Origin of the sequence: Microcoleus sp. B13-B6, from assembly GCF_036705405.1 — a bacterium.
Classification (GTDB): Bacteria; Cyanobacteriota; Cyanobacteriia; order Cyanobacteriales; family Microcoleaceae; genus Microcoleus.
In genome coordinates this window covers 1-21573 of the sequence record NZ_JAUBUJ010000087.1, presented here as the reverse complement: position 1 = coordinate 21573, position 21573 = coordinate 1, and the positions used below count along the sequence as shown (strand labels likewise).

General features: G+C 45.7%; 19 protein-coding genes, 1 tRNA gene and 1 pseudogene. 13 read left to right on the top strand and 8 right to left on the bottom strand.

Annotated elements, in window-relative coordinates; translation table 11 throughout:
• Positions 1 to 197: 197 nt before the first annotated feature.
• The 7 genes from QUB35_RS29240 to QUB35_RS29210 form a co-directional block, all read right to left on the bottom strand.
• Positions 198 to 1133 (bottom strand): sensor histidine kinase, encoded by a 936-nt coding sequence (locus QUB35_RS29240; protein ID WP_333145144.1) that lies wholly within the window; start codon positions 1131 to 1133, stop codon positions 198 to 200.
• Between the two features lie 25 nt (positions 1134 to 1158).
• Entirely contained in the window at positions 1159 to 1752 is a 594-nt protein-coding gene (locus QUB35_RS29235; protein WP_333145143.1) for an L-threonylcarbamoyladenylate synthase, read from the bottom strand.
• Positions 1753 to 1812: 60 nt separating this feature from the next.
• Entirely contained in the window at positions 1813 to 2700 is an 888-nt protein-coding gene (prmC, locus tag QUB35_RS29230) for a peptide chain release factor N(5)-glutamine methyltransferase (RefSeq protein WP_333145160.1), read from the bottom strand.
• Positions 2701 to 2968: 268 nt separating this feature from the next.
• Positions 2969 to 3808 (bottom strand): Tic22 family protein, encoded by an 840-nt coding sequence (locus QUB35_RS29225; RefSeq protein WP_333145142.1) that lies wholly within the window; start codon positions 3806 to 3808, stop codon positions 2969 to 2971.
• 152 nt (positions 3809 to 3960) lie between these two features.
• Positions 3961 to 4034 (bottom strand) — tRNA-Pro (locus QUB35_RS29220).
• 243 nt (positions 4035 to 4277) lie between these two features.
• Positions 4278 to 4829 carry a GNAT family N-acetyltransferase gene (locus QUB35_RS29215; protein WP_172187348.1) on the bottom strand — a complete coding sequence of 184 codons (552 nt, stop codon included), beginning with the start codon at positions 4827 to 4829 and terminating at the stop codon, positions 4278 to 4280.
• 182 nt (positions 4830 to 5011) lie between these two features.
• The gene (locus QUB35_RS29210) at positions 5012 to 5302 is read right to left on the bottom strand and encodes a hypothetical protein (RefSeq protein ID WP_333145141.1); all 291 of its coding nucleotides are present in this window, start codon (positions 5300 to 5302) and stop codon (positions 5012 to 5014) included.
• A 33-nt stretch (positions 5303 to 5335) separates the two neighbouring features.
• On the opposite strand from QUB35_RS29210, the gene QUB35_RS29205 reads away from it, so the two are divergent.
• From QUB35_RS29205 to QUB35_RS29145, 13 genes are all read left to right on the top strand, one after another.
• A complete protein-coding gene (locus QUB35_RS29205; protein ID WP_006631881.1) occupies positions 5336 to 6061 on the top strand; it encodes a hypothetical protein in 726 nt (241 codons plus the stop codon).
• A 393-nt stretch (positions 6062 to 6454) separates the two neighbouring features.
• Entirely contained in the window at positions 6455 to 7087 is a 633-nt protein-coding gene (locus QUB35_RS29200) for a helix-turn-helix domain-containing protein (protein WP_333145140.1), read from the top strand.
• A complete protein-coding gene (locus tag QUB35_RS29195) occupies positions 7047 to 7727 on the top strand; it encodes a transposase (protein ID WP_333145139.1) in 681 nt (226 codons plus the stop codon). Before QUB35_RS29200 ends, QUB35_RS29195 begins: the two co-directional genes overlap by 41 nt.
• Before the next feature lie 487 nt (positions 7728 to 8214).
• Positions 8215 to 8400, top strand: coding sequence for a hypothetical protein (locus QUB35_RS29190; RefSeq protein ID WP_333145138.1), 186 nt, complete (start codon positions 8215 to 8217; stop codon positions 8398 to 8400).
• Positions 8401 to 8497: 97 nt separating this feature from the next.
• Entirely contained in the window at positions 8498 to 9367 is an 870-nt protein-coding gene (locus QUB35_RS29185; protein ID WP_333145137.1) for an alpha/beta hydrolase, read from the top strand.
• 301 nt (positions 9368 to 9668) lie between these two features.
• On the top strand, positions 9669 to 10811 hold the full coding sequence (gene hrcA, locus QUB35_RS29180; RefSeq protein WP_445252081.1) for a heat-inducible transcriptional repressor HrcA: 1143 nt from the start codon (positions 9669 to 9671) through the stop codon (positions 10809 to 10811).
• Positions 10812 to 11181: 370 nt separating this feature from the next.
• The gene (locus tag QUB35_RS29175) at positions 11182 to 11358 is read left to right on the top strand and encodes a hypothetical protein (protein WP_333145135.1); all 177 of its coding nucleotides are present in this window, start codon (positions 11182 to 11184) and stop codon (positions 11356 to 11358) included.
• A gap of 290 nt (positions 11359 to 11648) precedes the next feature.
• On the top strand, positions 11649 to 13241 hold the full coding sequence (gene metG / locus QUB35_RS29170) for a methionine--tRNA ligase (protein WP_333145134.1): 1593 nt from the start codon (positions 11649 to 11651) through the stop codon (positions 13239 to 13241).
• 105 nt (positions 13242 to 13346) lie between these two features.
• Positions 13347 to 13952, top strand: coding sequence for a LabA-like NYN domain-containing protein (locus tag QUB35_RS29165; RefSeq protein ID WP_006631885.1), 606 nt, complete (start codon positions 13347 to 13349; stop codon positions 13950 to 13952).
• 176 nt (positions 13953 to 14128) lie between these two features.
• Positions 14129 to 15325 carry an LPS export ABC transporter periplasmic protein LptC gene (gene lptC / locus QUB35_RS29160; protein WP_333145133.1) on the top strand — a complete coding sequence of 399 codons (1197 nt, stop codon included), beginning with the start codon at positions 14129 to 14131 and terminating at the stop codon, positions 15323 to 15325.
• 85 nt (positions 15326 to 15410) lie between these two features.
• Entirely contained in the window at positions 15411 to 15539 is a 129-nt protein-coding gene (locus QUB35_RS29155; protein WP_333145132.1) for a hypothetical protein, read from the top strand.
• A 946-nt stretch (positions 15540 to 16485) separates the two neighbouring features.
• Positions 16486 to 19284 (top strand): ATP-binding protein, encoded by a 2799-nt coding sequence (locus QUB35_RS29150; RefSeq protein WP_333145131.1) that lies wholly within the window; start codon positions 16486 to 16488, stop codon positions 19282 to 19284.
• 1 nt (position 19285) lies between these two features.
• A complete protein-coding gene (locus tag QUB35_RS29145) occupies positions 19286 to 21190 on the top strand; it encodes an EAL domain-containing protein (RefSeq protein ID WP_333145130.1) in 1905 nt (634 codons plus the stop codon).
• Positions 21191 to 21232: 42 nt separating this feature from the next.
• On the opposite strand, the pseudogene QUB35_RS29140 reads toward QUB35_RS29145, so the two are convergent.
• Positions 21233 to 21573, bottom strand: a pseudogene (locus tag QUB35_RS29140) (hypothetical protein); the annotation flags it as partial.

Sequence of the window (21573 nt, the reverse complement as noted above, 5' to 3'; positions counted from 1 at the left end):
TTGCCTGTTGCTTACAATGGTGCCTGTTCCACAATAAAATTCATCTCTTGTGGAACAGGCATCTTGCCTGTTGCTTACAATGGTGCCTGTTCCACAATAAAATTCATCTCTTGTGGAACAGGCATCTTGCCTGTTGCTTAAAATGGTGCAATATCTCCGTTACATCCCGTACATTGCTCGCGGCCGAACTTCCTTCATCAGAAAGTTGCCAAAGGAATAGAACACTGAGTCCGGTTAAAATTGCACTCTTCGGACTCAGAAGGCACAGCCAGAACCTCCAACTTTCCGCTCATCAAACTCAAAAGAGTCTGATTCATCAATAACCTCATTCCCGAAGACACCTGAGAATTATCGCTGCTCTTGGTAATATCACACTCCAAATCGTGCTTCAGCAAATCCCAAGACTCGCTCCAAGCACTCACTGAACGCTGATCGTCCACCCAAATGTGAACGTATCCAGATTCCGGCGAAGAATGCGCCGAAACAGAAATACTCCCCTCCTCCATCTGAGCAACAGCAGTATCTACCAAATTGACTAAAACTTGCCTAAACCTCGGCAAATCTGCCAATACATAAATCCCCGGATCTGGCGGCAATATCTCCAAACGAATGCCGCGATTAGCAGCTTGCAAGTAAGTTAAATCATCAACCTCGTCAAAAACCTTAGCTAACTGAATCGGCTCAATATCCATCCTTTCAGTGCCGTGTTCAGTTTTAGCAACAGAGATAATTTCATCTATTAATTTCACCAGCTTGAGTGCCGCGACGTGAGCTTGCTCGACAAACTCTCGTTCCTCAGCAGGATCGTCGCACAAATCCGAGAGAATTAATTGCAGCGTACCAATCATAGTGCTCAGGGGCGATCGCAACTCGTGAGAAGTTCGAGCCAAAAAACCAGCCTTAAATTGGCTCATCTCCGATGCCATCTGATAAGCCAATTGAGTTTGCTTAAGTTGCTCGGAAAGAGCATCAAACTTCTCTAAGTGAATTTCTTGAGGAGGTGGGGCTACTTTGGGCGCCGGTTCGGGCTGTTGCGAGCTTTTTTGCCGCAGGCGCCAAATCAAACTGCTTCCCAAACCCAGCCCCAGTCCCATACCTAAATATATAAAGTTGCTCCAGCCGATCGGCGCCATATTGCTTTGCCTTGGAGTTTAGCTTTTAGCATTCTAACTCGATCGTGCCTTGTCGCAATATTTCCCACCCGCTACCAGTCCATTTAGCCACAGTCGAAGGCAAACTCGAAGCTGTTGTCGCTGTTGCTAATTCAGAAGGAACTAATGTCAAGACTTCGGGAAACTGAGCCTCAATTTCTGCCACCGATTCCAGAGGCGGCTGGCCGGATAAATTAGCACTGGTAGTAGCCAAAGGGCCTGTCTCCTCTAGAATCTTGATCGCAAGGGGAAAGTTAGGAACTCGTACTCCGATTGTAGTTGGGTCGATCGAATTCATGACCGCCGGGACTTTTGCCGAAGCCGGCAGCACCAAAGTTAACGCCCCCGGCCAATAGGATTCGGCCACTTGCTGCCACAATTTAAACTCTGCTGGACTCCCCTGCACGTAAGGCCATAAAGCCTTGGCCGATGCTGCCATCAAAATCAGCGGTTTGTCTTGACTGCGGCGTTTAGCTGCAAAAATCAACTCCGAGCGATCGGGACGCGCAGCCAAAGCGGGTACAGTATCTGTAGGAAAACTGACGATATGATTACCAGAAATTGCCCCTTGAACTAGGGCATCGATCGAAACTTGTGTCATGCCATTTTAGATTTTAGATTTTAGATTTTAGATTTTAGAAGTACGACATATTCTTGAAACCTAAAGACGGTAGGCTAAGGCAAACCGATCGATTCCTGCTAAATCCGAAAATATCTGAACTTCACCGTAACTCCCGTGACTTTGCAGCATATCAGCTACCGCCTCAGCCTGTCCCGCCATCATCTCAACCAACCAAACTCCCCCGGATTCTAAATAATCGGGAGCCGTTTCTACCAAATGCCGGATGCAATCTAACCCGTCCAAACCGCCGTCTAAGGCCAGATGAGGTTCGTGCTTCAAAACTTCCGGTTCCAGAGTCAGCACCGTGCTGCTGGGAATGTAAGGGGGGTTAGACACCATGCCGCTGACTTGACCTTTGAGAAATTCTAGCGGTTCCCACCACAAACCTTGATAAAAATTAATTCGCGATTCAAAGCCCAAATTCTCAGCATTCAGTCGAGCAACTGCCAAAGCTTCCGAACTGCAATCTACCGCATAAACCCTAGCATTTGTCAACGCCGAAGCCAAGCCGATCGCGATCGCCCCGCTGCCCGTCCCCAAATCCACCCAATGCGATTTGGGATTGACACCATAGCTTTTAACAGCTTCTACAGCCAAATCGATCAGCAATTCCGTTTCAGGACGCGGAATTAGCACCGCCGGCGTTACTTTGAGCGAAAAATGCCGCCAATGTGCAACTCCCGTTAAATACTGCACCGGCACCCGTTCCTGCAAGCGCCGCTGCCACAATTGAGCAAGTTCAGATAAAGACAACTTTAATTCAATTTTTGGCAAATCTTTAAACGACTCCAAACGCAGAGCCAACCTATCCAAACCAGCCAGCTCTTTCAGCAGCCAGTCGATTTCTGCTAGGGGAATGTCAGAGGCTCTCGCCTCGGTTTTAGCTTGATTCGCCCATTCCCAAAGCTCTAAACCAGAAACAAACATAAGACTTTTTGGGAATTGGGCATCGGGCATCGGGCATCGGGAATTGGTAACTAATGACAACAGTCAATCGATTTTCGATTTTCGATTTTCGATTTTAGAGGCGACCCCACGGATAAATGCGGGGGCTTGAGGATTTTCGATTTTCGATTTTGGATTGATTCCACGGATAAATCACGTGGCGGGTACCACCTTTGAAATTCGTGGTCAACAGTCAACAGTTAACTGTCAACTGTCAACTGTCAACACTCAACTGTCAACTGACTAACTATTAGCGAGCTGGAGCCGGAGCTGGAGCCGGCCGAGCTGGAGCCGGAGAGGCTGGAGCCGGAGCAACCTGTGGATTTTGGCCCGCACCTGCTGGTTGGAGCGAGCGCACAAATTCCAGCGACTCCCGCGACGGAATCAAAATCATTTGGGTCAAAAACGGGTCGTTCTCAGTACGCAAAGCTTCCAAAACGCTCTCCAAGTTCACCACCTCAATCTTAATTGTGGCTGTCACGTTGGGCTGCTGCTGCTTAAAACGCTCGACCATTCCCTGTAAATCCTCCTTGTTAAAAAACAAGGGAATCACCTCTTGCTGACCCCGCTGAATCGTCAAATAACCATTTTCTGCGCCGCCTCTTGCCAAAAATAGAGGTACACCGTTGAATTCGTTAACTTGTTGACCAGTCTGCTGAAGTACAGTTTTAGCCGACTGCACCTGCTGCGGAGCCGGAACGAAAGCAAATTGCACTTCTTCGGGCTTGCCTTTATTTGCTTGAGTGATCTGATAAATTTCCCCCAGCGACACCGGCATCACGCGCACCGTGGCCGCCAACTGAGGATTTTTGGTTTTCAGTTGATCGACAAAAGCTTGAGCATCTTTCTGGCTGATGAAAATTCCCGCCACGGAAGCATTACCAGTTTGACCCTGACCCTGCTTGGGAACAGAAGCGATCAGGGGCGCACCCTGAGCGTCTGTAATCGTAAATACTGGTACCGGGCGCAATTTTTCCAAAATTTGCGGCTCCGGCAGTGCCAGTGCAGACATCTTGCCAATTGGGGAGGGGCCCAGCAGAGTGCTGCCGACAATTCCCAATATTGCGCCCAAACGAACTAATGATTTCATGTTTTTTCCATCAGGAGCGATCCTGAAACACATTAACGCAAAGACTGGCGACTTAACACGATCGGCAAAAACTGCCTCAATTTGTTTTCATTTTGACGAAATGTAAACATCAGAGACAGTTCTGCTTCAATCTATTATTTAACATTGTGCGATCGGGATGACAGGATTTGAACCTGCGACATCCTGCTCCCAAAGCAGGCGCGCTACCAAGCTGCGCTACATCCCGGTGTGATAGTTAGCTATCTTTTAACCATTAACTCACAAAACCCCTCCCTTGTCAAGCTTTTTTTGATTTTAGCTTTCAATGCAGCTACGGCGAAGTTGTCTTCAAGTTGTGCAGTTCGATCGTACTTGCTTTCGCTGCGGGGATACATCCAATCGTAACTGACCGCAGCGCACAGGAAGAGGAGGTGTTGGCAGCGTCAATTGCATTTCCTCAACAAATCAACGCCGACCTGCACCTCGCTCGCTAATCAGGGTACCAAAACATACCTTTAATCCCCTCTGGATCGGACATAAAGCCCAAATTGCGGTAAAAATCCACCACTTGAGGGTCAGCAAATAAGGTAATGTTGCTGATATCTTCACTGCGGAGTTTTTTAATGATGTATTTCATCAGCGCCTTGCCCATGCCCTTGCCCTGGTAGTCAGGATGAACTACCACATCCCAAAGCGTGGCATTAAAAGCATGGTCTGAAGTCGCTCTGGCGAAACCCACCAGCCGTCGCTGGCTGCCCCGCATCTCCCACATAGAGACGACTAGGAAGCTGTGCTGAATAGCTTTTTTGACTTTACGCAGGGGACGGCGGGACCAACCCACTGCATTACAAAGTTCTTCGAGTTCGTAGAGGTCAATGTCCCGATCGCAACTGAAAAAGATGCGAGCGTTTCCGCTGGCGGGCTTGCGAAACGTTGGGGAAAGCGGATCGCCTAACCCAACAGCCACATCTTCCTCAAAATCCGCTGTTTGGGGTACAGAGGCAGACTCAGAACTACTAAATAAGTTTTTCCAAAAACCCATGCAGGCGCGGTTAAGGTAGTAGAAGTTGGACGACGAGAAAGAGAACCAGACAGATAAACCCACTCCGATCGGCGTAGGATCAATTGCCGGTAGCCTCTTGAGGAACAGTTTACGGTACACTCATCTTACGCCGAAAACAGGGATTTGTCGTCCAACATTGAGTCTGCGCTTTTTTGATTCTGTCAAGTTTGGTAGAACTGTTCTGCTAGCAAGTGCCCGGACAACCCGCTTTTAAGGTAAAATTTGTTGCCGAACCAGGACAGAGGCATATTGGGAAATGCTTCTTTTGAGTGCCGCCGATCGCGCCGGAACTTATACCCTTGGTGGAAAATACCACTGGAATGGCGCAACGTGACATTCTCGTGATAAGTTCTCAGACAGATTTGAGTTTTGCTTTTAGTGAGGAGACGGGCACAATTTAAGTCGAATCGTCGAATCGAAAATCCCATTGCCATAAGGCATGGAAGAGTCAATACCAGTATATCTCCCGCACCTTCTCCTCAATTATGGCTTCGGGTTTAAAACCATCCACACTAGAACTTCTCAAGCGCTTTAACCGAGCGTTTCCGCAGTTTTATGAGCAATTTGTCAGCAGCGAAATCCAGTTGCAAAACCTCAAATTAGCTTACCAGCTTTACAAAACTCGGCAAGCAGTCATCGAAATCCGAGCCGAAGGTAACAAAAGTGCCCTGCATTTTGCTTACCGGAACCAGTCTTTTCTATTGAGCGATATTTTTGGAGTGCTCGCGGCCTACGGACTGACAATTCACAGTCTGAGTCTGTACGGTCAAATTTACCCGCCGATGCTGGTATTTATCAAATTGGTCGTATCTCGCGGTGGCAAGGTACTGGCAGATAAAACAGCAGAAAACGTCTGTAGGGCGGTTCGAGAGGCATTGGCGGGGCATTTTGAGGTTGAAGAGATGTTGGCGGTGGAATTTAATTTAGACGCGGGTTTAGAAGATGTGGCAACTGAATTCTACGTCGATCCGGTTTTCCACTTGCCAGCTTTGCTGATTGAAGCCGATAATCAACCTGGACTTTTTTACAAAGTTATGTATGCCATCTGGCAAGAGGATTTGTTGGTCGTAAATGCTAATTTGCTAGTTTGGCGGGGGCGAACTCGCCTGATTCTCTATTTGTTGGGCCCCAATGAAAGTTTAATTCCCGAATATCTGGGGCAGAAAATCGCTGAGGGGGTGCGACAAAGATTGCTAGGCGAGCGGTTTTAGGGCAAGCTGCCGATGCTCCCTAAATAACTAGATTTCTATAAGTAGACATTAGTTTGCAGAAGTTTTCCAGTGAGATAGGATAAAAAGCTCGGCAAAATTGTTCCTACAAACGAGTGTAGATAGCGGTTCTCATAAACATGGGACACGCCGAAACGAGGTTGTCAAGCTTTTTAACAAGCAGCCGGGAAGTCCCTCGGTATATTTAGAGGGGACGCATCTGAGCGCTGCGCGAAGTACCCCGAATAAATTACCGCAGGGATGAAAGGAGCGTCGGATGTCGCGGACGGAAGCCGACAAATAGACTTTGTGAGTACCTTAAACTTTGATGTACATTCTAAGTATTAAATTAAAAAAATGGTACATTAAAGTAGGTCGAAAAAAAGGAAGTTTCCGATGCAACTCACTTACAAATACCGCCTCAAGCCCACAAAAGTCCAACTAACAACGATTGTGGCTCATCTAGAACTCTGTCGCCGGCAGTACAACTACCGTTTGGGCGAGAGATTTAGGTGGTGGGAATCCACGAGAACACCTATCAACGCCTGTCCTTTAATTGTTTCCATAGTCCCTGTTGAGGAGATTTATCAAAATATTCCCTTAATTAGAGTGCAAACTAGGGATGGCAGAAGAAAGGATGAGTCAGGTAATCCTTTGACTAAGAAAGGTGACATTTTCTCGAATATTGAAGGCGGATATGTACAGTGGCAAAGCATACAACTGGCTGACATAAAAAACACAAAGAAGCTATTTCCTGATTACAAGGTGTTGGATTCTCAGGTTTTGCAAGATGTTGTTAACAGAGTAGAAACTTCTTTTTCAAACTTTACCACGCCCGACAAAAATGGCAATCGTAGAGGGAAACCTAAATTCAAAGGGCTTCACTACTATAAGTCTTTCACTTATCCTCAATTAGACAATCTTGATCTGGTCAAGGATGAGCAAAACAGGATTTGTATTAGCCTCGCGAAAATAGGTAAGCGTGCCTATGGTTTTCCACCGTTCAATACCAACAGGGTTCAAAGTTAAGACGGGAACAGTTATCCCAGAAGCGGATGGGTGGTATATTTCACTGACGCTAGAAGATAAAACAGTTCCCGTAACGGTTGCAGAAATTCAGCCGACGGTCGAAAATACTGTGGGTATCGATCTGGGAATCACTAATTACGCTTATCTTTCTAATGGCGAAAGAGTTGAAAATCCTAGATTCTTGAGGAAATCGATCCAGAAGTTAGCAAGACTTCAAGCGAAGCTGGCTGGCAGAGTTAAAGGTTCTAAGCCTTGGAAAACAATCAAGGACAAGATTTCTAAACTTCACCAATTTATAGCTAGAGCTAGACTGGATTTTCAGTTCAAAACGGCACATGAGCTATTTGGCAAATGTGATGTTTTAGTTGTTGAAGATTTGAAGGTCAAAAATCTGACTAGACGTGCAAAACCCAAGACTGATATTGACAACGGTAATTTAATTTATTTGCCGAATGGTCAGTCAGCTAAAAGTGGCTTGAATAAATCAATGCTTGATGCTGCTCATGGGCAATTCGTCAGCGTCCTCAAATATGCTGCTTGGAAGTTAGGTAAAGCTGTTCTATTTGTTGACCCGAAAGGAACTTCTCAACATTGCTGGAATTGCCTGAATAAGGTTCCGAAAGAATTGTCGGAGCGGTAGCATTCTTGCCAGTGTGGAGAATCTTTGGATCGAGATGAAAATTCAGCCAAACTCATAAAGAAGATTGGTCTAAATCACGAAAGTGGCGGGGGAACTTCGTCACTCAAAAAAGCCTTTGCAAAAAAGGAAAAAGAAGCCTGCGGTCTAACGGTAATCCGTTGACCGTCGGGTTAGTTCACGTTTTACAGCGCCTACTTACTTAAGTAAGCTCGCGGGACTACACGCAAAAGTCGCAAATATCCGCAAAAAGGCGCTCCATAAAATTACGTATCGCCTCGCCCAAAACTAGGGATAGGTAACGCTAGCTAGAAAATTAAGAGATTAAATAATTGTTGAATGCTAACAATTTAGTTTGTTCAATAGTTGAATGTAGGATGTACGAATTTAATTGGTAACTATCCGACAAAAAAATATCTAATTTGACACTGGAATACCGAGGGCTTACGACTTTCAGCTCGGCTAATTTTGGGAAAATTATGGCCGCAAAATGCCATTAAAAAATCGCGTTGATTTATGTCGCAATTGCGCTCATACAGCAGACAGAAATTTGAAGGGTGCAAAAAACATAGAACGCTGGTTTGAAGGAATATTTATTCCAGGGCGATCGCATAAAAGGGCAAGCTATGCCAAGATTGCCCGTGCAGTGGACAAAAATCTTGTAGCGTCAGCCTGAAAAAGCTTGAGAACACAGGGTTTCGGCGTACTCCCTCTTTCTGAGAAAGGCTATACATAGGTTTACATAGGTCTTAGAGAGCGGGTAGGATAAAAATATGGCAACAATCAACATCCTAGGGGTTCGGCACGCTTACGATTTGACGGCTCCGACTGCAACTTCCCCGGTTCTGGTATTTGTCCACGGCTGGCTGTTAAGCCGCCACTACTGGCAACCTTTGACCGATCGCTTGGCATCAAACTATCAGTGCCTTACCTACGATTTGCGGGGGTTTGGCGATTCTCAATCGGACGGTGGGGTTGATCGCGGGCATTCCGAACCGCTAAATTCCTGCTACACTCCGGCAGCTTACGCTCGCGATTTGGAAATTTTACTCGAAAAACTCGATATATCTTCTGCTTGGCTGGTGGGACACTCTCTCGGCGGTACGATCGCTCTATGGGGAGCCAGCAAATTCTCCGATCGCGTTAAAGGCGTGGTCTGCATCAATGCAGGGGGCGGCATCTATCTTAAGGAAGAATTCGAGCGGTTTCGAGCGGTCGGCAAGCAGCTAGTGACAATGCGTCCCGGCTGGCTACCTCGCTTGCCCTTAGCAGATTACGTGTTTGCCCGCGATTCTGTAGCCCGCTCGATCGGCAGATCCTGGGGACGGCAGCGCTTAATAGATTTCGTGGGAGCTCATCCAGAGGCAGCTTTGGGGGCTTTGTTGGACTCGACCACAGAAGCCCAGATTCACCTATTGCCACAAATTGTCTCCCAACTCAAGCAGCCTGTTTATTTTATTGCTGGCACTAAAGACAAAATTATGGAACCAAAATACGTGCTGCATTTGGCTAGCTTCCACTGGATGTTCCAAGGTTGTGGCGAGAATGTCCTTCAGCTTCCCGATTGTGGCCATTTGGCAATGGTGGAACAGCCGGATGCCGTGGCTAGTTACCTGCAAAATATTCTTAAACAACACACTTAAAGGGCATTGCGTAAAGCGAAACCAAGGAATGGGGCATTGGGCAGATATCCGGTTCGGGGAAGCGAAGCTTCCCAAATAGAAAGTTACAAGTTAAAAGTTAAAACATTTTTCCCTGTTCATTCCCTCAACATCGCTCCGTAAAATCACGTACACAATCCGTAAAATCCCGTACACAATCTGTTGCTGAACTTCCTTCGCCTAAATCTGTTATCTTAAATAGATAACTCTGCCCGATCGCCCTCTTGGGACAGACGTTTCGATTAAATAGTGGCTTTCAACTCTAAATTCTAATTCTGCTTAAATATCTGTGCGCGTTAACCTCACCGATCGGCAACAACACATCCTTTGGGCAACGGTTCGCCACTACATAGCAACAGCGGAACCCGTTGGCTCAAAAGCTTTGGCTGACGAATTCAACCTCAGCGTCAGCCCAGCTACAATTCGCAATGCGATGGGGACTCTTGAAAAAGCTGGACTGCTTTATCAGCCCCACACTTCGGCAGGACGAGTCCCCTCTGACTCCGGCTACCGAATTTATGTAGACCAGTTGATTCAGCCGTCTGATACGCTCGCCCGCAAGGTGGAACAGGTACTAGACCAACTCAATTGGTCGGATGGTCGCATGGACGCGGCACTCCGTGGCGCTGCTCAAATCCTGGCAACTATCAGCGGTTACATAGCCATGATCACCATTCCGCAAACCAATATGGCTTGCTTGCGCCACTTGCAACTGGTGCAGCTAGAGCCGGGAAAGGTGATGCTGATCGTGGTAACGGATGCCTACGAAACTCAGTCGGTTTTGGTGCAGTTGCCTTCAGACGCAGAAGGTAACAGGCCTGAGGCCGAAATTGTCGATCGCCAGTTGCAGATTTTGTCGAATTTTTTGAACAGCAAGTTGCGGGGACGATCGCTCTCGGAACTCTCGGCTGTAGACTGGAGCGAGTTAGACCGGGACTTTGAGCTGTACGCTGAGTGGATGGAAACCATGCTGACTGCTTTGAGCAGCCGCCAAACCAATCCAACCTACACGCGGATTCTGATCGGCGGTTTAGCAGAAGCGCTGCGCTTGCCTGAGTTTTCGCAGTTGCAGCAAGTTCAAACCCTGGTGCAACTGCTCGAACAAGAGCAAGAACTGCTTTGGCCTTTGATTTTTGAATCGCCTGAGTTGGACATCCCCGGAAAGCGGGTAACGGTGCGTATTGGTTCGGAAAATTCTTTAGAACCAATTCGTGGCTGTACTCTGATTTCTTCGACTTACCGCCGGGGATCAGTGCCGGTGGGTAGTGTTGGGGTTTTGGGGCCGACGCGGATGGTTTACGAAAATGCGATCGCGGTTGTGGAAGCTGCGGCCGATTATTTGTCAGAAGCTATTGGCGGAAATCGAGTGAGTTTTCCTGATGGGGATCGAGGGCGATCGGATAATCCGTTGTTAGATGCACCCTAATTTGATAGCCCCAAGCTTAACTGGCTTGGGGTTTTATTGTCTGTGGATGTACTCGCCACCTTTATAAACCGGGTTTGGTGACAAAAAAACTAGGCTTTTATCCCACATTCCACACCCTGGGGTGTCATACAGCATAATTACGCAGAAAACTATATCTTCTAAGTAACAAATTATGCTTTTAAAAAGTTTTTTATCCGTTAATCTACGGTATTATAGTATGATTTAAAGTTTTATTGCTAAATCAAAATAAGTAAAAACCGATAGTGACAGTTGAGGGTGCGGAATATGGGTTTGATACTATTTTTGGGGTAAGAAACTAAAGCTTCGCGCTTGACAAGAGAGTTTCCTAAATAACCCGGTTTCTGCGTCCATGAGCGGCTTGGAAAGTGGCAGGAGTGGCGAGCGATCGACTTTCCAGCGATCGCGAGAAAGAGATGGCGATGGTGAGCGATCGGGCATTCACAGAAAGTGGTCGCGGAGCGTTAGTCGAACGGCGGGTTTAGCAGCCCAACTGACGAGTTTTGTTGCCAACCGGGTGGGCTGCTAAACCCGCTCTAGGGATGCGGCTACGACCAATGAATAGAGGAGGCGCGTACCCCAGGAGCGTCGCTTCCCAAGGCAGCCGAATGTCAAAATATTAAGACATTTTAGAGAGTTCGTCAAAAACAACTAAAAAAGATTAGTGTTGATATGAAAGCAATATTTCTTTTGGGAATAGCCCGGGTTAGACAATTGCAAATAACTTGCAGTGAATTTGGCTTGATTGCCACTCCATAAAAAATTTAACCGCTGAGTTAAGATCGAAACGAAATTTAGGGAATTTTCTTTTAGCATTCAATGAAATCGACCGATAAAACTAAAAATACCTTTGCGATCACAACGCCTCTGTATTATGTAAACGATTTACCTCACGTTGGCAGCGCTTATACGACTATGGCTGCGGATGCCCTAGCCCGATTTGAGCGGCTGCGGGGCAAATCTGTTTTGCTGGTTACGGGGACGGACGAACACGGGCAGAAAATTCAGCGGACAGCCGAGAGTTTGGGACGATCGCCCCAAGCTCACTGCGATTCAGTGGTTCCGGCGTTTGAGGCGCTGTGGGAGCAACTCGACATCCAGTACGATCGCTTCATCCGCACAACTTCGCGGCGCCACGAGTACATTGTCAAAGAATTTTTCCAGCGCGTCTGGAACTCCGGCGACATCTACTTGAACCAGCAACAAGGCTGGTACTGCGTCTCCTGTGAAGAATTCAAGGATGAACGGGAATTGTTGCCGGGAAATCGGTGTTCTGTCCACACCAGCAAGGAAGTTGAGTGGCGCGACGAGGAAAATTACTTTTTCCGTCTGTCGCGGTATCAAGAGCAACTGCTGGCCTTGTACGCAGAACGTCCCGACTTCATCGCGCCGGAAAGCCGACGCAACGAAGTGCTCAGTTTCGTCAACTCTGGACTGCAAGACTTTTCGATTTCTAGAGTGAATCTCGAATGGGGTCTGCCAATGCCAGTTGACCCCAGTCACAGCATCTACGTCTGGTTTGACGCTTTGCTGGGATACGTCACCGCCTTGCTAGATCCGGACAGCGACCCGATGTTGGAGAATGCTTTATCTAAATGGTGGCCGGTTGACTTGCATTTGATCGGCAAAGATATTCTTCGCTTCCACGCAGTTTACTGGCCGGCAATGCTGATGTCAGCGAATCTACCGGTGCCGGGTCGCGTTTTCGCACACGGGTTTTTGACCAAAGACGGCAAAAAAATGGGGAAAACGGAGGGTAATACTTTAAACCCTGTCGAATTGGTCAACAAATACGGCGCTGATGCAGTACGTTACTATTTCCTCAAAGAAATTGAGTTCGGAGAGGACGGCGATTTTAACGAAACTCGGTTTATCAATATATTGAATGCTGAGCTAGCAAATGATTTGGGAAATTTGCTTAACCGCACGTTAAACATGGCTCGCAAATATTGCGGTGCCTGCGTACCAAATGTGTTGGGAGAAAACATTGAGGGCGACAACCTTCTCAAGGCTATGAGCCTGGATTTGGGCGATCGAGTAGCAGATTTTTACGAGGAGTTGGCTTTTAGCAAGGCTTGCGAAGCGGTGCTTGCATTAGTTCGAGCCGGAAACAAGTTTATTGACGTGCAAGCACCTTGGAGTTTGTACAAGCAGGGACAAATCGAAAGTGTCGAACAGGTGCTATATTCTGTTCTGGAATCTGTTAGACTAGCATCTTACCTTTTGTCGCCGATTATTCCCAATATCAGCAACGCTATCTATCAACAGCTAGGTTTTTCAATTGACTTTAACGATCGAGTTACAGTTAACAGTTTAGCGAATTTTGCAGCTCATGCTGCTTGGGGCGCTTTGCCGGCAAACCAAACTCTGGGGGAACCCCAACCTGTTTTTAAGCGGATCGAACTGCTGTAAACAGTACCTTCATAGTTGGCAGCCAGGGCTCTGGGTGTTATGACAGACTACGAATTAGCAGTTATTTCCTTACCAATCTTTCATAAAAATCGAGGCATAACAATCATGTTGAATAGAATAGAAAGCAACGACCTTTTTACGCCGGAACAGGTTCTAGAAAATCGGGGTAGAGTGGCAATTTTTATTGACGGTTCTAACCTTTTTTACGCGGCTTTGCAGTTAGGAATTGAGATTGATTACACTAAGCTGCTGTGCCGTTTAACTGCGGGTTCGCGGCTGCTGCGCTCTTTCTTCTACACGGGTGTCGATCGCACTAACGAGAAACAGCAGGGGTTTTTGCTGTGGATGCGCCGCAACGGCTACCGCGTGATTTCTAAGGATTTGGTACAGTTGCCAGATGGTTCTAAGAAGGCGAATTTGGATGTAGAAATCGCTGTGGATATGATGGCTTTAGTGGGGTCTTACGACACGGCGGTTTTGGTCAGCGGTGACGGCGATTTGGCTTATGCTGTAGACGCTGTGAGCTATCGCGGTGTGCGGGTTGAGGTGGTGAGTTTGCGATCGATGACGAGCGACAGTTTGATTAATGTAGCCGATCGCTATATCGATTTGGAAATGATTAAGGACGACATCCAAAAAACATCGCGCCCTAATTATGCTTACCGCCCTTTGTCGGGTCTGAGCTTGATGGAGGAACACGACGACAGATAGGGGTTGGGTAATGGGTAATGGGTAACGGGTAATGGGTGAGGGTTAATGGGTTGAATCATTGAGAATTAAAAGTTAAAAATTTAGACCAAACATGACACATTTTTAATTTTTGATTAAGTGTTTTTCAAGAGCCAATTATTAATTACCAATTACCAATTACCAATTCCCAATAACCAATGATTAATCTCAAATCCCAAATTCCCACTTTCAAATCCCCAAAATTGATGCTGCTATTTTTAGCAGCACTGATTTTGGGGATTGGTGCTTGTGCAGTTCCGCAAGAGACTCAAAAGAACAAATTAGCTGAGGATCTCAAAACTGCTCAACAGTCAAACAGCACTTTAACTTTAAACAAAGTAACCCTAGAACAAGCAAACGAAAAGGGCGAGACCTTCTGGAAAGTAAACTCGCAAAATGCCGTTTACAGCAAAGACAAAAAGATAGTTAACGTTCAGAAACCCGTGGGCAAATTGTTTCAGGACGGCAAAGAAATTTACGATATTCAGGGAGAAACCGGGCAGGTATTTCAGGAAGGAAATCAGGTTTTTCTCAAAGGTAACATAGTCGCTAAAGACCTGAAAAATGGAGTGGTATTGCGGGGAAATGAGTTGGAGTGGCGGCCGAAGGAAGATGTTTTAGTTGTCCGCAATAATTTGACTGGAGAGAACAAACAGGTGACGGCTTCAGCGAAGGAAGCGCGGGTTTTCAGTAGGGCTAAGAGGATGGAGTTATTCGGTTCTGTGGTGGCGAATGTTAAAGATCCGGCTTTGCAATTGCGAACCGAACACTTAGTGTGGTTTGTGGATCAACAAAAGGTAAACAGCGCCAAACCGACTCAAATTGACAGATACAAAGATAAAATAGTCACAGACAGCGGTTTTGCCGACCAAGTAGATGTAGACTTAAAAACCAAGATTGCGACGCTGACAAAAAACGCTCAGTTGATGCCATCAGACCCGCCGCTGCAAATAGAAAGCAGTTTGATGAGTTGGAATTTTCCGGCGCAATCTGTGGTGTCGCCTGGGCCTGTGAAGGTTTTTCACCGTGTGGAAAAGGTGACGATGACTGGGGATACGGGGCGGGGAGATTTAGAGAAAAAAGTTTTTTATTTGACGGGGAATGTGGTAGGAATTGGGGAAAAACGTCAAGCTCAATTAAATACCGATCGCGTAACTTGGTATTTAACTAACCAGACTTTTGATGCAGAAGGAAATGTGGTATATCGGCAGTTAAATCCGGTGTTTAATTTGACAGGGCCGAGGGCGGCGGGAGAGTTGAAAAATCAAACTGTGATTGTCAAAGGCGACGGTGGCGGCGGCCAAGTGGTTACGGAATTTGTACCGGACGAGTATAAGGGAACTTTGGGACAGTAGATGGGATTGCGATCGCAGATGTTGGCAGATGAGCGCTGATGAACGCACATTCAATTAAGATTGAATTGAGTAAGGAGGGGTTGGGATGACGACAACTTTAGAAACAACTTTAGAAAGGCTTGATGAACCTATCTTAATTGACGGATTAAGTTGGAGAGAGTTTAAGGGTGTTGAACTGCTTCTCTCGTGTCCGGGCGTGCGGCTTTCGTTTTGAGATGGGGTGTGGGAGATTAGACCTGTGCCTGGAAGAAAAAACGAAACTGCTAAACAGCGGATTTCAACGCTATCTCGCTCAGCGCCCTACGTTTCCGTAGATCGCCCATGCAGTCAAATCTTTTTCTGTTTCGCATCTGATTCTACCTGAACTCATGGCACTGTTGAGTTTAGGGTTGATTTAGCTACTATGCACGATCGACTATTAAGTTATTGTGCATCTAGGTTGCCATTTCCTCTATTTGAAAATCCTTGTGGGACGGGCCAGAGAGCCCCTTGAAAAAAAAGCGCAATTTAGCTGACGTAAGCTTAAGAGTTACGCATAGAACCCCCAAACCCTTTTTCCAAGAGGGCTTTCAAGTTCCCCCTTTTTTAGGGCAGCACGGGGAAGGTGGGTTTCAGATTCTATAGTTCGTAATACCAATTTAATGTGAAGTTGCACATATCTCGATCCCCCTAAATCCCCCTGATTGTTGGGGAGTAGGGGTTGACTTTGAGAAGAATCTTGTCCCACCCCCTACTCCCCTTATTAAGGGGGGTTAGGGGGGATCAGATTCTACGGGGCCTCATAAAAAATTGGTATAAGTCCTGACTATAATTGTATGCTTAGATCAATTAGTATTGAGATCAAGACCTACAAGTCAATGAAGGTGTACTGAATATCCCTGAAATCTGCAGGTAGGCTTACACTGCGACCCCAAGCAAAATATAGCATTTGACATTTATGGAGATTTCGTCTCAAATGGGGAGCTGTTTATTTCATAAATTTGCCAACTGTATCAGTATTAGCCGCTCATTTGGGTCCGGTTATTCAACAATAAGATATCATTAAACCAATTGGCGTTCAAGAGAGACGGAATCAATAATTTCCCTAGAGCTGACTTTAAATGACCAAGGGTGAGCGACTGTTGTTATTGAAATAATCCAAATACTAAAATGACTCCGCCATGACACTAATCGCAAGTGAGGACGAAGTTGCAAAAAGGCCTCAAAAAATCCCGTTGCGCCTCGTCTTAGTCGTACCATTCGTCCTGCAAATCTTCGCCGCTGTGGGACTGACAGGTTGGCTCTCGCTACGCAACGGCAAAACTGCCGTCAACAACGTTACTACCCAATTACGAACGGAGGTAGTCGCCCGCATCAATCAACAACTAAACACTTACTTGGAAACACCCCATTTGGTCAATGCCATCAGCGTCGATGCCATTCGCCGCTTTGGATTATGGAATCCAGACAATATGAGTTCTATGAGAAGCTACTTCTACTGGCAGCTCAAGCAATTTTCCACTGTTAGTTACATCAGTTTTGGAGGGGAAAAAAAAGAATACGCAGGGGCTGGATATAAGGATGATGGCAGTGTGGTTATTGAAATAACCGATCGCTCTACTAATTTTCTCAATACGATCGTCAAGGTAGATAGAGAGGGCAACCCGACTCAGTTTAAGGAAACCCACCCAGACTACGATCCCCGCATTCGACCCTGGTATAAAGCTGCAAAAGTTGCCGGCAAACCCCAATGGAATAAAATTTATCAATATTATATTCAACCTAGCCTAGGCATCTCCGCTAGCCAACCTGCTTACGATAAAAATGGCATTTTTAGAGGAGTTGTAAGTACCGATCTGTTTCTCTCAAAAATCGGCGACTTTCTCCAAACTTTAAAAATTGGTAAATCGGGCAAGACTTTCATCATCGAACGCTCTGGCTTGCTAGTGGCTTCTTCCACCGCCGAGAAGCCATTTATCAAAAGCAAAAATCGCCAAAAAACGCAACGATTAAAAGCGATTGAGAGCAGCGTACCTTTGATCAAGGGTACAGCGCAACATTTAATAGAACGCTTTGGTAACTTTACCGAAATAGATAGCAACCAGCAACTAGAATTCATGCTAAATGGTCAGCGGGAATTCGTGCAAGTATCCCCATTCCAAGATGGTAGAGGTCTTGATTGGCTGATTGTTGTAGTCGTTCCAGAAGCCGACTTTATGGAGGAAATTAATGCCAATACCCGTAGCACTATCCTACTCTGCATTTTAGCGTTAGTGCTAGCGACGTTGTTAGGAATCTTCGCCTCCCGCTGGATTACCCATCCTATTTTTCTTTTGAGTAAAGCGAGTAGAGCGATCGCTAGCGGTCAATTAAACCAAAAAGTAGACGTAAATGGGATAAATGAACTGGGAGTTCTCGCTCAATCTTTTAACCAAATGGCACAGCAATTGCGCGAGTCTTTTGCTGCTTTGGAAAAGACCAACTCAGAGCTAGAAAATCGAGTAGAAGAACGAACAAGTGAGCTAAAAGAGGCAAAAATGGCCGCTGATACTGCTAACCATGCCAAGAGCGAATTCCTCGCCAACATGAGCCATGAACTTCGCACACCCCTGAACGGAATTCTAGGATACTCTCAAATTATGGAGCGCGATCAAACTACCACTCCTAAACAAAAAGATGCTATCCACATTATTCACCAGTGTGGTTCGCACTTACTCACGCTGATTAACGATATTTTAGACATTTCTAAAATTGAAGCCAGTAAAATGGAACTTGACAGCTCAAGTTTTAATTTTTCTTCCTTTTTGATCGGGGTTGTGGAAATGTGCCGCATCCGAGCTGAACAAAAAGAAATTACCTTTAGTTATCAAGTATTAAATCAACTTCCTAACGCTGTAAAGGCTGATGAAAAACGACTGCGCCAAGTTTTGATTAACCTTTTGGGCAATGCTATTAAATTTACAGAAAAAGGAGGTGTTATTTTTAAGGTAGGCGTAATAGCTACGGGGGAAGACTCTGAGCAATCACAACTTACTAAAATTCGTTTCCATATCCAAGATACGGGGATTGGAATGGCACCTGAACAGTTAGAAAAAATATTTTTACCGTTTGAACAAGTCGGAAATAGCCAGCGGAAGGCAGAAGGCACTGGGTTGGGATTAGCGATCGCACAGAAAATTGTTCAACTGATGGGAGGCGAAATAAAAGTCGAAAGTATACTCGGTCAAGGCAGCATTTTTTCCTTTGATTTAGAGTTGACTCAATCAGCGGAATTTATTACTCAACCTTCGGTAAATACTTCAATTAATTTAACAGGTTTTAAAGGCAATAAAAATAAAATTTTGTTAGTAGACGATCGATTAGAAAATAGAGGTTTTATTAGAAGCTTTTTAGAACCACTAGGTTTTAAAATCATGGAAGCTTGTAATGGACAAGAGGGTTTAAATAAAGCCATTGATTTTCAACCTGATATGATTATCACAGACTTAGTGATGCCAGTAATGGATGGATTTGAAATGTCGCGGCGCTTCCGAAAGTCATCAGAGTTTAAGGATGTAATATTGATAGCATCCAGCGCCAGCGTGTTTGAATTCGATCGCCAAAATAGCCAAGAAGCAGGTTGTAACGAGTTCCTGTCAAAGCCTATCCAAGTAGAAGAATTGCTAGAAGTATTAAAAAATTACTTACAAATAGAATGGATTTACGACCAACCTGCGGATTTGGCGATCGCACAGCCGGAAGGTTTCACTGATTTATTAAACGTTCAGAGTGGTGAGCTTGTGATACCGCCATCAGCAGAGCTGGTAGCGCTGTTTAATGCAGCTCGGATCGGCGATATTGAAGTGGTTGAGCAGGAAGCCAATAGACTTAAGCAGATAGACGGCAACTATCTACCCTTTGCTAATAAAATCTTGCAATTTGCCAAGAATTTTGAAGAAAAAGAACTACTAGCTTTTGTAAGAAAACATTTGGGGGAATAAAATGCTCAACCAAAAAGACAATGTAATTTTAATTGTTGACGACAACCCGAATAACCTCAAACTTTTGTTCGATTTTTTGAAGGAGTCAGGCTTCAAGGTTTTAGTAGCTAAGGATGGGGAAAGTGCTATTGAGAAGTTACAAGAAGTTTCGCCAAATATCATATTGTTAGATGTGATGATGCCGGGGATAGATGGGTTTGAAACCTGCCACCGCTTAAAAGCATCGGTGGCAACGAAAGATATCCCTGTGATTTTTATGACATCTCTTACGGATCGCGTGGATAAGGTTAAAGGTCTGTCAATGGGAGCAGTAGATTATATCACCAAACCCTTTCAGCAAGAGGAAGTCCTAGCCCGCGTGCAACTACATCTGAGACTGCGAAATTTGACCAAGACGCTGGAAGAGCAAAATGTGCTTCTCAAAGAGGAAATTGAAGCGCGAAAAGAGGCGGAAGCGGCCTTGCAGAAACTCACTTCTGAGTTAGAGGAACGGGTGGCTTCTCAAACGGCTGAACTTAGACAAGCCTACAACGAGCTTGAACAGGCTCAAGTTCAGTTGTTGGAAAGGGAAAAAAAATTAGGACATGATGCTTTTCACGACGCGCTAACGGAGTTGCCTAACCGCGCTTGGTTTATGAATCGGCTGCAACAGGCGATCAACTTGTCGTACAGACGTGAAGATTATCTATATGCGGTGCTATTTATTGACCTAGATCGCTTTAAAGTAGTGAATGATAGCCTCGGACATTTGGTTGGGGATCAATTACTAAAAAGCGTTGCTCGTCAACTGCAAGTTTGTTTACGCCATACAGATGCAGTTGCGCGGTTTGGAGGAGATGAATTTGTGATATTGCTGGAAGATATTAAAGATATTGATGAACCAAACAGGGTGGCTGAACGCATCCAAAATCAATTAAGGCAGCCGTTTAATTTGAATGATTATGAAGTATTTACCGAGATCAGCATTGGCATTATCGTTAGCACAATGGGTTACGATCGCCCAGAAGACGTGCTCAGAGATGCGGATATCGCAATGTATTATGCTAAAGCTCAAGGCAGAGGGCGTTACGAAGTTTTCGATCCAGCGATGCAAACTGTTGCGATGACGCGGTTGCAGTTGGAGAATGATTTGAGAAGGGCGATCGCGCTACAAGAATTTTGCGTTCACTACCAGCCAATTGTCTCGCTTTCTACGGGGCAACTGAGTGGCTTTGAAGCTTTGGTGCGCTGGCATCACCCATCTGGCAGAATCTACCCGCCTGCTGAGTTTATCCCTGTGGCTGAAGAAACTGGTTTGATCAATGAACTGGGGTGGTTTGTTTTGCAGGAAGCTTGTCACCAGATCAGTATTTGGCAGCAACAGTTTCCCCACACACCTCCCTTGGCGATTAATGTCAATCTTTCCCCAGTGCAGCTAAAGCAAGCAAACCTACTGAATCGAATTGAGGAGATTTTGCAGCAGACTGGCTTTCCCAGCTACAGTCTCAAACTAGAGATTACTGAAAGCTGCATTTTGGAAACAGTATCCAGGGAAGAAAAGATGTTGAAGCAGCTAAAAGCTCTAGGCCTTATGTTGTGTATCGATGACTTTGGCACGGGCTACTCTTCTTTAAGCCGCTTACACGAGTTTCCCATTGATACCTTAAAGATTGACCGCTCTTTTGTTAGCCGCATTGGATCAGACAACAGTGGCGTAGAAATTATCCAGACAATTGTGACGCTGGCTCGCAGCCGAGGTATGGATATTGTGGCAGAAGGCATAGAAACGCCAACACAGCTACAGAAACTGCGAGAGTTGGGGTGTGAGTTGGGGCAAGGATATTTATTTTCTAGGCCTGTAGACAGCGAAAAGGCAACCGAATTATTAGGCTTAAAAGTAGGGCTAGCAAGCTGGCCTGACATCTAGTTTGCCTCGTTGACACTCCCCGGTCTAAAGACACGGGGATTCTTAAGGAGAAACTTTGGGGGATGAATCCGCCCAAAGTTTGATTCTTAAAGGGTTAGTCAGCAACCCCCTACCCACTCGCTCAATAATTGAAATTGAGTCTATGGCTACTTTTGATTTTCGGATGATATTTGCCGCGCCATTAACATCTGCATTGATTAACAACCCAGTGCTATAACGGTAAAGACCTCGTTTAATTCTTTTGCCTGATGGTTGCCAATTGTCGGGTTTTTCACCAACTTTCACGGGCAACAAATCTCGATCTAAAAAATTAAAGTCGGCGACACTCTCACGAGCGCCGCCGCTCTCCAAAACCGTGCGTGAAAATTTCTCTTCACACGGCT